Raw genomic sequence first — 14,705 nt, 5'->3', positions numbered from 1 at the left:
GGGTCAGCCGGTCGCGGTGTCCTTTCTGATCCGGAACCAGTAGAAGCCGTGGCCCGCGAGAGTGAGCAGATAGGGCCACTGGCCGATGGCCGGGAACCGAACCCCGCCGATCAGCTCAACCGGATGCCGTCCGTTGAACGCCCGCAGATCGAGCTCGGTGGGCTGCGCGAACCGCGAGAAGTTGTGCACGCAGAGCACGAGATCGTCCTTGTACTCGCGGGTGAAGGCGAGCACGGCCGGGTTCGACGACGGTAGTTCGGTGTACGAGCCGAGCCCGAAGGCGCGGTTCTGCTTACGGATCTCGATCATCCGCCGGGTCCAGTGCAGCAGCGAGGACGGCGAGGCCATCGACGCCTCGACATTGGTGACCTGGTAGCCGTAGACCGGATCCATGATGGTGGGCAGATAGAGCCGGCCGGGGTCGCAGGAGGAGAATCCGGCGTTCCGGTCGGGCGTCCACTGCATCGGGGTCCGCACGGCGTCCCGGTCGCCCAGCCAGATGTTGTCGCCCATCCCGATCTCGTCGCCGTAATACAGAATCGGCGATCCGGGCAGTGACAGCAGCAGCGCCGTGAACAGCTCGATCTGATTGCGGTCGTTGTCCAGCAGCGGGGCGAGCCTGCGACGGATGCCGATGTTGGCGCGCATCCGCGGGTCCTTGGCGTACTCCGCGTACATGTAGTCGCGCTCTTCGTCCGTGACCATCTCGAGGGTGAGCTCGTCGTGGTTGCGCAGGAAGATGCCCCACTGACAGTTCTGCGGGATCGCCGGGGTCTTGGAGAGAATTTCGGAGACCGGATAGCGGGACTCGCGCCGTACGGCCATGAAGATCCGCGGCATCACCGGGAAGTGGAACGCCATGTGGCATTCGTCGCCGCCGGCCGTGAAGTCGCCGAAGTAATCGACGACGTCCTCCGGCCACTGGTTGGCCTCGGCGAGGAGCACGGTGTCCGGGTAGTGCGCGTCGATCTCCTTGCGCACCCGCCTGAGGAAGGAGTGGGTGGCGGGGAGGTTCTCGCAGTTGGTGCCCTCCTCCTGGTACAGGTACGGCACGGCGTCAAGACGGAAGCCGTCGATACCCAGGTCCAGCCAGAAGCGCAGCGCCGAGACGATCTCCTCCTGCACTGCTGGGTTCTCGTAGTTGAGATCCGGCTGGTGGGAGAAGAAGCGGTGCCAGTAGTACTGCTTGCGCACCGGGTCGAAGGTCCAGTTGGACGTCTCGGTGTCGACGAAGATGATCCGGGCGTCCTGGTACTGCTTGTCGTCGTCCGCCCAGACGTAGTAGTCGCCGTAGGGTCCCTCAGGGTTGCTGCGGGACTCCTGGAACCACGGGTGCTGATCGCTGGTGTGGTTCATGACGAAGTCGATGATGACGCGCATGCCGCGCTGGTGTGCGGCGTCCACGAACTCCACGAAGTCGGCCAGGTCGCCGAAGTCGGGAAGGACGGCGGTGTAGTCGGAGACGTCGTAACCGCCGTCCCGCAGAGGGGACTTGAAGAAGGGTGGCAGCCAAAGGCAGTCGACGCCCAGCCACTGCAGATAGTCCAGCTTGGCGGTGATGCCCTTGAGGTCGCCGATGCCGTCGCCGTTGCTGTCCTGGAAGGATCGCACCAGGACTTCGTAGAACACGGCCCGCTTGAACCAGTCGGGGTCGCGGTCCTTGGCGGGGGTGTCCTCGAACAGGTCGTGGACGGGTTCATTGACGATCATGATGTGGGTGACCCTCCGATCGGCGGGGACGGTCGCAGAACGACGATGTGCGCGGGCGTGATGCCCGGCTCGAGGCGCACATAGTTGGCCCTGCCCCAGTGATAGGTCTCGCCGGTGAGCTCGTCGCGCACCGGTGCGCTCTCGTGCCAGTCGAGGCCGAGGTGCGGCATGTCCAACGAGACCGTGGCCTCCTGGGTGTGGTGGGGGTCGAGGTTGGCGATCACAATGACGGTGTCGCCGGTGTCCGGTCCCGAAGGGCCCTCGGCGGATTTCGAGTAGGCGATCACCGCGTCGTTGTCGGTGTGGTGGAAGTGGATGTCGCGCAGCTGCTGCAGCGCGGGGTGGCGGCGCCGGATCCGGTTGAGGGCGGTGATCAGGGGTGTGATGGTGCGACCCTCCCGTTCCGCCGACTCCCAGTCACGCGGCCGTAGTTGGTATTTTTCCGAGTCCAGATACTCCTCGCTTCCGCCGCGCAGCGGGATGTTTTCGCACAGTTCGTAGCCGGCGTACACACCCCAGGAAGGCGACAGCGTCGCGGCGAGCACCGCCCGCACCTCGAACGCCGGGCGGCCGCCGTGCTGGAGGTAGGCGTGCAGGATGTCCGGGGTGTTCACAAAGAAGTTGGGGCGCATGTACGAGGCGGAGTCGCCGGAGAGCTCGGTGAGGTACTCGGTCAGCTCCTGCTTGGTGTTGCGCCAGGTGAAGTACGTGTACGACTGCTGGAAGCCGATGGCGGCGAGGGTGTGCATCATCGCCGGGCGGGTGAACGCCTCGGCCAGGAAGACCACGTCCGGGTCCGAGCGGTTGATGTCCGTGATCACCTTCTCCCAGAAGACGACGGGCTTGGTGTGCGGGTTGTCGACGCGGAAGATCCGTACGCCGTGGTCCATCCAGAAGCGCAGGATGCGCACGGTCTCATTGACCAGCCCGCGCAAGTCCTGGTCGAAGGCCACCGGGTAGATGTCCTGGTACTTCTTGGGCGGGTTCTCGGCGTAGGCGATGGAGCCGTCGGCGCGGTGGTGGAACCACTCGGGGTGCTTCTCCACCCAGGGGTGGTCGGGCGAGCACTGGAGCGCGAAGTCCAGGGCGACCTCCATGCGCAGGCCGCGCGCCGTCTCGACGAAGTGGTCGAAGTCGTCGAACGTGCCGAGATCGGCGTGGAGCGCGTCGTGACCGCCGTCTGCGGAGCCGATGGCCCAGGGGACGCCGACATCGTGGGCGCCGGGGGAGAGGGTGTTGTTGGGGCCCTTGCGGTGGGTGGTGCCGATGGGGTGGACGGGCGGCAGATAGACGACGTCGAATCCCATCGCGGCGACCGCCGGCAGCCGCTCGGCGGCGGTGCGGAAGGTGCCGGATACGGGCGGCTCACCCTCGGTGACGACGGCGCCCTCGGAGCGCGGGAACAGCTCGTACCAGGAGCCGAAGAGCGCGCGCCGGCGCTCGACGATGAGGGACAACGGGCGGGAGGCGGTGACCAGTTCGCGCAACGGGTGGCGGGTGAGCGCGGCGCGGGCGTCGGGGGCGAGGGCCGCGGCGAGCCGGGCGGCGGCGGGCCGCGCCTCGTCACGCAGCGCGTCGACGGCGGCGAGCACGGCCTCCCGGCCGTCGCGCTTGGGCACCCCGGCAGCGGCGCGCTCGTACAGCGCGGCGCCCTCGGCGAGCACCAGCGCGGTGTCGATGCCGGCGGGGATCTTGATCTGTGCGTTGTGCCGCCAGGTGGCGACCGGGTCGCTCCAGGCCTCGACGGCGTACGTCCAGCGCCCTTCGGAGTCCGGCGTGACATCGGCGCCCCACCGGTCGGTGCCGGGCGCGAGTTCGCGCATGGGGCTCCAGGGTCCGGGGCGTCCGCTCGGGTCGCGCAGAACGACGTTGGCGGCCACCGCGTCATGGCCCTCGCGGAACACGGTGGCGGTGACCTGGAAGGTCTCACCGGTCACGGCTTTTGCGGGCCTTCTTCCGCAGTCGACTTGGGGGCGGACGTCCAGGACGGGGATGCGACCGATCATGAGATCACCTGAGGGCTGTGCGAGCAGGGTGGATTGGGCGGGATGTGCCGTTTTAGGGATACGGGTGTTTCTTTGTAGCTGCTCGGTCGACGACTGGCGTGCTGCGGGCATGGCCGCTCCTGTCCGCGTTCACTCGGGTGGGCGGAAAGAATGTTGAGAGGGGTGCGGTGGCCTGCGTACCGCATGAGCCTTCCCATGGGGTTCGGGTGGGCAATCCGGTGGATTGTTAACTACTAGGGCGTAGGTGGGTGCACAAGGACTTCGCGGGGCGCGATCTGTTTCTGCTGGGGTCCGGGGGTCGTCCCCCGGGGGATGCAGCACTACGAGGGCGTAGCGGGGTGCACAAGGACTTCGCGGCGCGCGATCTGTTTCTGCTGACCCGGACAGCACGCGAGCCCCGACGCATTTCGCGCCGAGGCCCGCACCCGCACCCGTACCTCCTCAGAGCACCGCGCCCCAGCTGGGCTCCGCGCCCCAGCTCGGCTCGGGCCTCCTCGTCGCCCTCATGACTGCTCCCCCGACCACATCTGCCACGGCTGGCGCGCCACCCACTCGTCCACCGGCGCCGGCTTGACCGACAGCGCCTCCGTCGACGCGCCCTTGTCGCCCGCCATCAGACGCGGCTCCAGGCCCGTCGCCATGTAGTGGTAGATCCCCGCAATCCCCGCCGCCGACTCCGCGTCCAGGATCTGCGCGAGACCCTGCTCGAAGACGAGTGGCTCCAGCGGTACATAGCGGATCTCGCGCCCGAGGCCTTGGCCGAACGCCGTCGCCAGTTCATGGCCCGTCAGCGTCTGTGCGCCGCCGATGTCGAAGGTGCGGCCCGCCACCCCATCCACCGTGAGCGCCGCGTAGACCGCCTCGGCCAGGTCCCGGTGGGAGATCCACGCGGTGGGTGTGTCGGCCGGCAGCGGGTAGGCGAGCACGCCCTCGTTCACCAGGGCCGGGCCGTTCCACGGGCTGAACAGGTTCTCCAGGTAGACCGGGGGGCGTACGACCACCACCTCCACGCCGCTCTGCGCGAGGCTCTCGCGGAACACCGTCTCGGCGAGCCGGCGGGTCTCGAAGGCCGCGACATTCGTGGTCCGGTCCGGGATGCGGGTGTTCGCGTTGTAGACCAGCCGGCGCACCCCGGACTCGCGCGCCGCCTTCGCGATGTACTGGGCGTACCGCATCACCTTCTCGGCCTGGTACACCAGCGGCAGCATCACCGCCGCGTGCGTGGCACCTTCGAAGAGCTGGCGCACATCCTCGTACCGCCCGAGGTCGCCGCCGGCGACAGAGACACCGGGGAGCTCCGGGCGGTCCGCCGCGGGCTTGCGGCTCAGCGTGCGGACCCGGTGTTTCCGTTCGGCCAGCAGGCGGGCCGTCGCACCGCCCTGGAAGCCGGTCGCCCCCACGACCGCTACGCGCATCGGAATGTGATCGGACATGTGTCTTAAGGGCCCCTTCGATAGGGTGTGGCTGCCTGCCGTGAACGGCTCTTCCAGGCTCGCGTCGGTGAGTTCGGCCGATCAATTAACAAACCGGGGCGGAGGTTGAAGGATCGTCCAATGGAAGCGACGGACAGCGAAAGCGATGACCTCCTCAGCGAGCTGCTGAAACCCCTGCGTCTGACCGGGGTCTTCGACAGCCGATGGCACGTCAGCGCTCCCTGGGCCATCGAGGGCGACGCTGAACAGAGCTGCGCCGTCCTCCACTTCATCACCGAGGGCGGCTGCTGGATCACCGGCGAGGACCAGAACCCGCTCGAACTGCACGCAGGCGACCTCGCCGTCTTCCCGACCGGCACGGCCCACCGGCTCTCCGACCGGCCCGACCGGCGGGGCGTCGCGCTCGGCGCCGTACTCCCCGAGCGGGCGCCCGGCACCTCCGGCGAGATCAGGATCGAGGGGGAGGGACCGGAGAGCCGGCTGCTCTGCGCCGGGCTGCACTACGACGCGTCCGCCGCCACCGGCCTCTACCAGGCGCTGCCCTGGGCGCTGGTGCTCGACGGCTCCCAGGTGGACAAGGAGCCGCTGCTGCGCGACACGCTGCGGCTGCTCGCCGCCACCGACCGCCCGGTCGGCCCCGGCGACCGGCTGGTCACGCTGCGCGCCTTCGAGATGGCGCTGGTTCTCGCACTGCGCCCGCTGCTGCGCGAACTGGCCGACAACCCCTCCGCGCTGCCCGTGCTGCGCCATCCCGGCATCAGCAAGGCGATGGTGATCATCGCGACCCGGTTCGCGGAGCCCTGGACCATCGAGTCGCTCGCCCGCGAGGTCGGCATGTCCCGCTCCGCGTTCACCGCCGCCTTCAGGGAGCTCGTCGGCGAGGCGCCCGCCAGGCATCTGACCGGGCGTCGGATGCAGGAGGCGGCCCGGCTGCTCGGCGAGACCTCGCTGCCCCAGTCGGCAGTGCCGGAGCGTGTCGGCTACCAGAGCGCCGTCGGCTTCCACCTCGCCTTCCGCAAGTGGTACGGGATGACGCCGGGCGAGTACCGATCGGGAAGCCCCTCAGCTGCATGACTGGCCGGTTCTTAATCACCGCTGGACGGTCGTTCATTGCCCTGCGTCCTCGGCGGGAGACAGGCTCGACCGAGTCGAGAGCCCTTCCGCTTGCGCCGTTTGAGGAGAGACGTTGACCAGGTCCGGCCAGGAATACCTCGAATCGCTGGGTGACGGGCGCGAGGTGTGGCTCGACGGCGAACGGGTCAAGGACGTCACCCGGCACCACGCCTTCCGCAACACCGCAGCGTCGATCGCGCACCTCTACGACCTGGCACACGACTCCGCGCACCGCGATGTGCTCACCTCCGGCGGGGTACACCGCGCCTTCGTCGTGCCCCGCAGTTACGAAGACCTGGTCGCGCGGCGCAGGGCGTACAAGGTGTGGGCCGAGTCGAGCTTCGGCTTCCTGGGCCGTACACCCGACTACATGGCGGGCGGCGCCGCGGGCTTCGCCGCCGTGCCCCAGCTGTTCACCACCGACTCCTTCGACGGCGCCGAGAACGCTCTCGCGTACCACCGCAGGCTCGCCGAGGGCGACCTGTACGCGGCCTTCACCATCAGCAACCCGCAGTCCGGCGAAGGAGACGACGACCTCGTGGTGCGGGTCGTCGCCGAGAAGGACGGCGGCATCGTGGTGCGCGGCGCCAAGACGATCGGCACCGGCGCGGTCTTCGCCGACGAGGTGATCGTCGGCACGATCGAGCCGCTGGCCCCCGAGGACGTGGAGCACGCGCTGTGCTTCTCGGTGCCCGTCGACACACCCGGCCTGAAGTTCGTCTCGCGTACGTCGTACGAGGCACAGGCCCGCAGCGTCTTCGACAACCCGCTCTCCTCCCGCTTCGACGAGAACGACGCGCTGCTGGTGTGCGACGACGTCTTCGTACCGTGGGAGCGGGTGCTGACCTACCGCAACGTCGAGGCGACCGCCGCGATGTGGTGGCAGACCCCCGCCTACCTCAACTTCGGTCACCAGGCGGCCACCCGCTTCTGGACCAAGCTCGAGTTCCTCACCGGTCTCGCCATCCTGTTGACCCGCACCAACAAGACGTACCAACTGCCGCCCGTCACCCAGGCGGTCGGTCGACTGCTCGGCATGGTCGCCCAGGCCAAGGCCTTCGTGCTGGCCGCCGAGGCCGACTGCGAACAGGTCGACGGCGGCCGCGGCGGCGTCATGCCCGGCCAGGAGATCTCCTTCGCCCAGCGCATCATGGCCGGCGAGCTCTACCCGCGCGCCGTCCAGGACATCAAGCTGCTGGCGGGCGGCGGGGTCATCCAGCTGCCGGCGTCCGCCGGGGATCTGCTCCACCCCGAGCTCGGGCCGGTCGTGAGGAAGTATCTGCGCGCGCCCGGAACTCCGGCCGAGGACCGGATCAAGCTGCTCAAACTGGTCTGGGACGCGCTCGGTTCGGAGTTCGCCGGACGCCATGAGCAGTACGAGCGCTTCTACCACGGCGCCCCACACGTCTATCTGGCCATGCAGACGCGGGCGGGCGGGGCCGATAGCTGCGAGCAGCTGGCCCAGGACTGTCTCGACGGCTACGGCCTAGGGACCGGACAGGACCTGGGGACCGGCCGGTGACCTCGGCCCGCCCGGGCGCCGCGCTTGCGCTGCTCGCCTCCACCCAGCTGCTGCTGATCATGGATACCGCGATCGTCAACGTCGCGCTGCCGTCGGTCGGCGACGACCTCGGCTCCGGCTCGGCCGGGCTCTCCTGGGTCGCCAACGCCTACCTGATCACCTTCGGCGGGCTGCTGCTGCTCGGCGGCCGCACGGCCGATCTCCTCGGCCACCGGCGGCTCTACCTCACCGGACTCGGCCTGCTCGCCGCCGCGTCCGCGGCCGGCGGCCTCGCCGGGACGGCGGGCACGCTGATCGCCGCGCGGGCCGCACAGGGCGTGGGGGCCGCCCTCGCCGCCGCGGCCGCCTTCGCGCTGCTGCTGGGCCTCTTCCCGGACGGGCCGGGGCGGCACAAGGCCCTCGGCGCGTTCGCCGCGATGGGCGGACTCGGCGGCGTGCTGGGCACCGTCCTCGGCGGCGTACTCACCGATCTGCTCGGCTGGCGCTCCACATTCTGGCTCAATGTGCTCGTCGGGCTGGCGCTCGGGCTGCTCGCACTGCGCCTTCTCGACGGGGGGACGCGCAGCGCACAGCCCGGCTTCGACCTCGGCGGCGCGCTCACCGCCACCGGCGGCCTCGGGCTCGTCGCCTACGCACTCGTCGGCGCGGGCGAGTGGGGCTGGACCAGTGCCCGCACCCTCGCCGCGGGCGGCGCCGGCCTCGTGCTGCTGGCAGCTTTCGCTGTACTGGAATCGAGGATCGCCCACCCACTCGTGCCGCCCGCCGTGCTGCGGCGGCCCGCGCTGCGCGACGCCAACATCCTCAGCGCGCTCGCCCAGATGGCACTCTTCCCGATGTTCTTCCTGGTCAGCCTCTATCTGCAGAGGGTGCTCGAACAGTCCCCGCTGACCGGCGGCCTCGGACTGCTGCCGCTGTCACTCGTCGTCGTCGCCGTCGCGCCCCAGACCGGCCGCCTCATCTTCAGGATCGGGCTCAGATCCACCATGACGCTCGGCTTCGCACTGCTCTTCGCCGGCATGGTGTGGCTGGCGCTCGCGCTCACCGCCGACGGCACCTTCGCCGGTACCGTCCTCGCGCCCAGCCTGGTCCTCGGCGTCGCTCTGCCGCTCGTCATGGTCACCACCAATGTGGCCGCCACCGCCGAGGCCGCGCCCAAGGAGACCGGGCTCGCCTCCGGACTCATCAACACCAGCCAGCAGTTCGGCTCGGTGCTCGGACTCGCTGTCCTGGTGGCCGTCGCCACCGCCTCAGGCGGATCGTCGCCCGCTGCCCAGACCTCCGGTTTCCGTTCCGCGCTGCTGGCCGGGGCCGCCTTCGCGGCCCTGGCCGCCCTGCTTTCCGTACGGCTGCGGCTGCCCGTGCCCGCGACGGCGCCACGGCGCCAGGACCCTGTGGGCGGCGCCGTGGAGTGACCGTGTGCGGCGAGAGCGTGCGGTGTACGTGTACGCATGCGGCGAAAGCGTCCGGTGACCGCATGACGCCACCAGGCCCGCATCCCACCCAATGAACCGATGTTGCCCGAGGGGGGCATTCCGTTGACCTTGTACGACCTTGTCGCGCCCGGTCTCGATCTGCACGGCGAACCGCGCTACCGGATAGCCGAGATATGCGCGGCCGACCCGCTCGGCGCCGACGCCCTGCTCGCCGCGCTGCCCGGTATGAACGCCGATGCCGATGCGCCCGCGCTCACCGTCGCCCTGCGCACCCTGGTGCCCGACCCGGACCGGGTCGCCGCCCTCGCCATCACCGACGCGCTCGCCGCCATGCGCGACCTTGGGATGCTCCTCGGCTCGCTCAAACGGCACGGCGTCGAGCCCGTCGCCGCCGTGCCCGAAGTCCTGCCGGTGCTCGAAGAGCTGGGCCGGCGCACCGACATGGTGCCGCGCGACACCGTGCACCACTACACGACGTGGAACCCCCTCGGCGCCCGGCGGCGGATGTACACCGGCGACCGGATGGAGAGCAGTCTCCAGGACGCGGTCCGGATGGTCTTCCCCAGCCTGGTCGCCTCGCTCGACACCTGCGCGGAGCTCGCCCGCCTCGAACCGTACGACCCGGGCTTCGCCCTCGCTCTCGACCGCACCGCCCAGCATGTTCAGTCCATGGTCGACTCCATCGACTTCACCGTCGCCAATGTCTCCCCGGCCTTCTTCGCGCGGGAGATGCGCTCCTACTTCGAGGAGATCGACATCGCGGGCGTCGACTACCTCGGCCCGGCCGCCGCCCAGGTGCCCCTCTGGCTGGTCGATCTGACGCTGTGGCAGTGCGACCGCAACAATCCCGCCTACGACGCCTTCCTCGACGACTCGGTGCAGTACAGCCTCCCGTCCTGGCGCGACCACTACGCCAAGCACAAGGGCGGCACCTCCGCCGTCTCCAAGCTGTCCGCCGCCGTCAGCTGGGAGGCGACCGACCGGCCGCCCCCGCAGCTCGCCGCGTCCGCAGTCTCCCTCGCCCGCGTGCTGCGCATCCTCAAGACCTTCCGCGCCCGTCATATGACCATCGCCCGCAAGGCGTACAGCGACGAGGTACGGCTGTACGACGTGGGCAGCGGCGGCGCCCCGATCGCGCTGCTGCGCTCGGTGCTCGACCTGACCCGGGACAACGAGACCCTCGTACGCCGCTCCGTCGAGCGGCCGCGCACCCCCGCTGCCTGACCGTCCCAGGAGGTCCGACACCCATGACCCACATCATGATCGCCGGCGGTGGAATAGCCGGGCTCACCGCCGCACTCGCCCTGCACACCGCCGGATTCGAGCGCATCACCGTCGTCGAGGCGGCCTGCGAGATCCACCCGGTCGGCGCCGGGCTGAACATCATGCCCAACGCGGTACGCGAACTCGACGCGCTCGGCCTCCTCGACCGCCTCGAAGAACGCGCCGTACGCACCCGCGAGCTGCGCTACTACCACCGCAGCGGCGGCCTGATCTCCCGCGAGCCGCGCGGCCTCGGCGCCGGATACCACTGGCCGCAGCTCTCCATCCAGCGCGGCGAACTCCAGCTCGCGCTGGCCGACGCGGTACGCACCCGGCTCGGCCCCAGCGCCCTGGTGGGCGGCGTCAAGGTCACCGGCCTCGAACCGCTCCCCGACGGGCGCCCCCGGGTCCAGCTGGAGCACCGCGACGGCGCCCGCCGCGGCAAGGCGTCCCTCGAACCGGACGTCCTCATCGGCGCCGACGGCATCCGTTCGACGGTCCGCGCGGCCCTCAACCCGGGCGAGGGCGAGCCGCCGTGGAACGGCATGCTCGTGTGGCGCGGCGTCTCCTCGCTGCCCGCCCACCGGAGCGGCACCTTCATGTTCATCGCGGGCGACGACCGCCAAAAGGCCGTCGTCTACCCGATGACCGAGCCCGCCACGGACACCGGCGAGGTGCTGGTCAACTGGGCGCTCGCGATGCCCGCCGAATCCATCGACGACGCTACGCGCGGAGACTGGAACCGGCCGGTGCCGGTCGCCAAATTCCTGCACCACTACGAGGGCTGGGACTTCGACGGCGTCAGCGTCCCTGAAGTGCTCCGGGCCGCGGAGGGTGCCTTCGAGTACCCGATGGTGGACCGCGAGCCGCTGCCGCGCTGGTCCCTCGGCCGTACGACGCTGATCGGCGACGCCGCCCACGCCATGTACCCGATCGGCTCCAACGGCGCGACCCAGTCCATCGTCGACGGCCGCGCCCTCGCGCATGCCATGGCCCTGCACGCCGACCCGGCCGACGCACTCGCCGCGTACGAGGCCTGGCGCAGGCCCGCCACGACAGAGCTTCAGCGGGCCAATCGGCAGCTGGGCCCCGAGGTCGTCATCAACCTCGCCCACGAACGCGCCCCCGGCGGTTTCACCGACATCCACGAGGTGATCCCGCAGTCGGAACTGGACGAGATCGCCGCCCGGTACGCGGCCACCGGGGCGTTCGACCCGCAGAGCGTCAACCAGGGCTCTCCCTACGGTCCGACGGTGCGCGCGCCACGCTGAATGCCCCGGCGGGAATCCGCCGGACGGCCGTGCGCCGTGGTTGCGGGGGCAGGGCTGGCACTACCGTCTGTGGGTGACGGAGAGGCGCACACCGTCGTGCGTCCCCTCGGATGTGTACCTCCCCTGCGAAGGTGGGACCCGTGAAGGCCATTCGTCGATTCACCGTCCGCCCCGTCCTCCCCGAACCGCTCCGACCGCTCAGCGACCTAGCGCGCAATCTGCGCTGGTCCTGGCACACCGAGACCCGTGACCTCTTCCAGGCTGTCGACCCCGAGGGGTGGCAGGCGGCAGGAGGCGACCCCGTGCGGCTGCTCGGGTCCGCGTCCGCCGTCCGGCTGGCAGAACTGGCCGGAGACCGCCGATTTCTGCGCAGACTGGCCGCCGTCGCCGATGACCTGGACGACTACCTGCACGGGCGCAGGTGGTACCAGGCACACAGCGGCTCCGCCGGGGACAGCGGCCCCACCGGGCCCGAATTCCCGGCAGCGGTCGCCTACTTCTCGCCCGAGTTCGGCGTCACCGCCGCACTGCCCCAGTACTCCGGTGGCCTCGGCATCCTCGCCGGCGACCATCTCAAGGCCGCGAGCGACCTCGGCGTACCGCTGATCGGCGTCGGGCTGCTCTACCGCCACGGCTACTTCCGCCAGTCGCTGTCCCGCGACGGCTGGCAGCAGGAGCACTACCCCCTCCTCGACCCCAACGAGCTGCCGGTCAGCCTGCTGCGGGAGTCCGAAGGGACACCCGCCCGGGTGTCGCTCGCGCTGCCCGGCGGGCGCTCGCTGCACGCCCACATCTGGGTGGCGCAGGTCGGCCGCGTACCACTGCTGATGCTCGACTCGGACGTCGAGGAGAACGGCCCCGGCGAGCGCGATGTCACCGACCGGCTGTACGGCGGCGGCAGCGAGCACCGGCTGCTGCAGGAGATGCTGCTGGGGATCGGGGGCGTACGGGCGGTGCGGACCTACTGCCGCCTGACCGGCCATCTGGCCCCCGAGGTGTTCCACACCAACGAGGGACATGCCGGCTTCCTCGGCCTGGAACGCATCCGCGAACTGGGGGAGCCCCCCGAAAGCGGCGGCCAGGGCCTGGACTTCGACTCCGCACTGGAGGCCGTGCGCGCCGGGACCGTGTTCACCACCCATACCCCGGTCCCCGCCGGGATCGACCGCTTCGACCGCGAGCTCGTCGCCCAGCACTTCGGGGACCGCGGGGAACTGCCCGGAGTGCCGGTCGAGAAGGTGCTCCAGCTCGGCATGGAGACCTATCCGGGCGGCGAGGCCAACCTGTTCAACATGGCGGTGATGGGGCTGCGGCTGGCCCAGCGCGCCAACGGCGTCTCCACCCTGCACGGTGCCGTCAGCCGCGGCATGTTCGCCGGTCTGTGGCCCGGCTTCGACGCCGAGGAGGTGCCCATCACCTCCGTCACCAACGGTGTGCACGCGCCGACCTGGGTGGCCCCCGAGGTGTTCCGGCTCGGCGCGCGCCAGATCGGCACGAGCCGAACCGAGGACGCCCTGTCCGTCGGCGGCTCCGAACGCTGGGACTCCGTCGCCGACATCCCGGACAACGACATCTGGGAGCTCCGCCGCGAGCTGCGCGAACAGCTGGTCATGGAGGTACGGGACCGGCTGCGGGCCTCCTGGCGACAGCGCGGCGCGGGCGCCGCGGAACTGGGCTGGATCGACGGGGTGCTGGACCCCGACGTGCTCACCATCGGCTTCGCCCGCCGGGTCCCCTCGTACAAGCGGCTCACCCTGATGCTGCGCGACCGCGACCGGCTGATGGAACTGCTGCTCCATCCGACCAGGCCGATCCAGATCGTCGTCGCGGGCAAGGCGCACCCGGCGGACGACGGCGGCAAGCGTCTCGTACAGGAGCTGGTGCGGTTCGCGGACGATCCGCGGGTGCGGCACCGGATCGTCTTCCTGCCGGACTACGGCATGGCGATGGCGCAGAAGCTGTATCCCGGCTGCGACGTCTGGCTCAACAACCCTCTCCGTCCCCTGGAGGCGTGCGGGACGAGTGGGATGAAGGCCGCGCTCAACGGCTGCCTCAATCTGTCCGTGCTGGACGGCTGGTGGGACGAGTGGTTCGAGCCGGACTTCGGCTGGGCGATTCCGACCGCCGACGGCTCGGCGACCGACGAGGACCGCCGCGACGATCTGGAGGCGGGCGCGCTGTACGAGCTGATCGAGAACCGGGTGGCGCCCCGCTTCTACGACCGGGGCGCCGGCGGGCAGCCGCAGCGCTGGATCGAGATGGTCCGCCGCACGCTGACCACGCTCGGACCCAAGGTGCTCGCGGGCCGCATGGTGCGGGAGTACGTGGAGCGGTTGTACGCCCCCGCCGCCCGGGCCCACCGGTCCATGGACGCGGACGCGGCACGGGAACTGGCGGCCTGGAAGGCACGGGTGCGGGTGGCCTGGCCACAGGTGGCCGTCGACCATGTGGAGGCCCTGGAGGAGGCCGCGGCGGAGGGCACGGCGGAGCTGGGCGCGACGCTCGCGCTGCGGGTGCGGGTCGCCCTCGGCGAACTACAGCCGGACGACGTGGATGTGCAGGCGGTGGCCGGCCGCGTCGACTCCGACGACGCGATCGCCGACGCCCAGACCTCCCCGCTGAAGCCGGCGGGCGGCCCGGACCTGGACGGCCGCTGGGTCTACGAGGGGCCGCTCTCGCTGGACCGCACGGGCCCCTTCGGCTACACGGTGCGCATCCTGCCGGCCCACCCGCTGCTTGCGGCCAGCGCGGACCTGGGTCTGGTGGCGCTGCCGACGGAGGCGACGGGGGAGGGCGCGGGAGTGCTGATGCGCTGAGGAGGGGAGGGCGGCGGGGGGGGGGGGGGGGGGCCCCCCCCCCCCCCCGTTTTATATTGTTTTTTAAAGCAGTTTAACTATATGTTTTATTGGGCCAAAGGTTGAGTTTTTATAATTGAGAAAAAAGGGGGGTTTATC

At 70.3% G+C, this 14,705-nt stretch carries 9 protein-coding genes; 6 read left to right on the top strand and 3 right to left on the bottom strand.

Annotation, left to right across the window (positions count from 1 at the left end):
* Positions 1 to 3 precede the first annotated feature (3 nt).
* From treS to ACZ3H8_RS05920, 3 genes are all read right to left on the bottom strand, one after another.
* The gene (treS, locus tag ACZ3H8_RS05930; protein ID WP_467398033.1) at positions 4 to 1,710 is read right to left on the bottom strand and encodes a maltose alpha-D-glucosyltransferase; all 1,707 of its coding nucleotides are present in this window, start codon (positions 1,708 to 1,710) and stop codon (positions 4 to 6) included.
* A complete protein-coding gene (locus ACZ3H8_RS05925; RefSeq protein ID WP_467398031.1) occupies positions 1,707 to 3,716 on the bottom strand; it encodes an alpha-1,4-glucan--maltose-1-phosphate maltosyltransferase in 2,010 nt (669 codons plus the stop codon). The genes treS and ACZ3H8_RS05925 overlap by 4 nt, the downstream gene beginning before the upstream one ends.
* A 503-nt stretch (positions 3,717 to 4,219) precedes the next feature.
* Positions 4,220 to 5,149, bottom strand: coding sequence for an SDR family oxidoreductase (locus ACZ3H8_RS05920; protein ID WP_467398029.1), 930 nt, complete (start codon positions 5,147 to 5,149; stop codon positions 4,220 to 4,222).
* A gap of 120 nt (positions 5,150 to 5,269) precedes the next feature.
* On the opposite strand from ACZ3H8_RS05920, the gene ACZ3H8_RS05915 reads away from it, so the two are divergent.
* The 6 genes from ACZ3H8_RS05915 to glgP all read left to right on the top strand — a co-directional run bounded on the left by ACZ3H8_RS05915 (position 5,270) and on the right by glgP (position 14,567).
* On the top strand, positions 5,270 to 6,223 hold the full coding sequence (locus tag ACZ3H8_RS05915; protein WP_467398026.1) for an AraC family transcriptional regulator: 954 nt from the start codon (positions 5,270 to 5,272) through the stop codon (positions 6,221 to 6,223).
* A gap of 112 nt (positions 6,224 to 6,335) precedes the next feature.
* Positions 6,336 to 7,784 carry a 4-hydroxyphenylacetate 3-hydroxylase family protein gene (locus ACZ3H8_RS05910; protein ID WP_467398024.1) on the top strand — a complete coding sequence of 483 codons (1,449 nt, stop codon included), beginning with the start codon at positions 6,336 to 6,338 and terminating at the stop codon, positions 7,782 to 7,784.
* Positions 7,781 to 9,196: an MFS transporter gene (locus ACZ3H8_RS05905; RefSeq protein ID WP_467398021.1), complete on the top strand. Its 1,416-nt coding sequence runs from the start codon at positions 7,781 to 7,783 to the stop codon at positions 9,194 to 9,196. Before ACZ3H8_RS05910 ends, ACZ3H8_RS05905 begins: the two co-directional genes overlap by 4 nt.
* A gap of 123 nt (positions 9,197 to 9,319) precedes the next feature.
* Entirely contained in the window at positions 9,320 to 10,441 is a 1,122-nt protein-coding gene (locus ACZ3H8_RS05900; protein WP_467398019.1) for a monodechloroaminopyrrolnitrin synthase PrnB family protein, read from the top strand.
* 23 nt (positions 10,442 to 10,464) lie between these two features.
* Positions 10,465 to 11,751: a flavin-dependent oxidoreductase gene (locus tag ACZ3H8_RS05895; protein WP_467398017.1), complete on the top strand. Its 1,287-nt coding sequence runs from the start codon at positions 10,465 to 10,467 to the stop codon at positions 11,749 to 11,751.
* A 140-nt stretch (positions 11,752 to 11,891) separates the two neighbouring features.
* Positions 11,892 to 14,567, top strand: coding sequence for an alpha-glucan family phosphorylase (gene glgP, locus ACZ3H8_RS05890; protein WP_467398014.1), 2,676 nt, complete (start codon positions 11,892 to 11,894; stop codon positions 14,565 to 14,567).
* Positions 14,568 to 14,705: the final 138 nt, after the last annotated feature.

The sequence above is a fragment of the Streptomyces sp. NPDC002868 genome (assembly GCF_055563295.1).
This window is presented reverse-complemented; position numbering and strand designations above follow the sequence as displayed.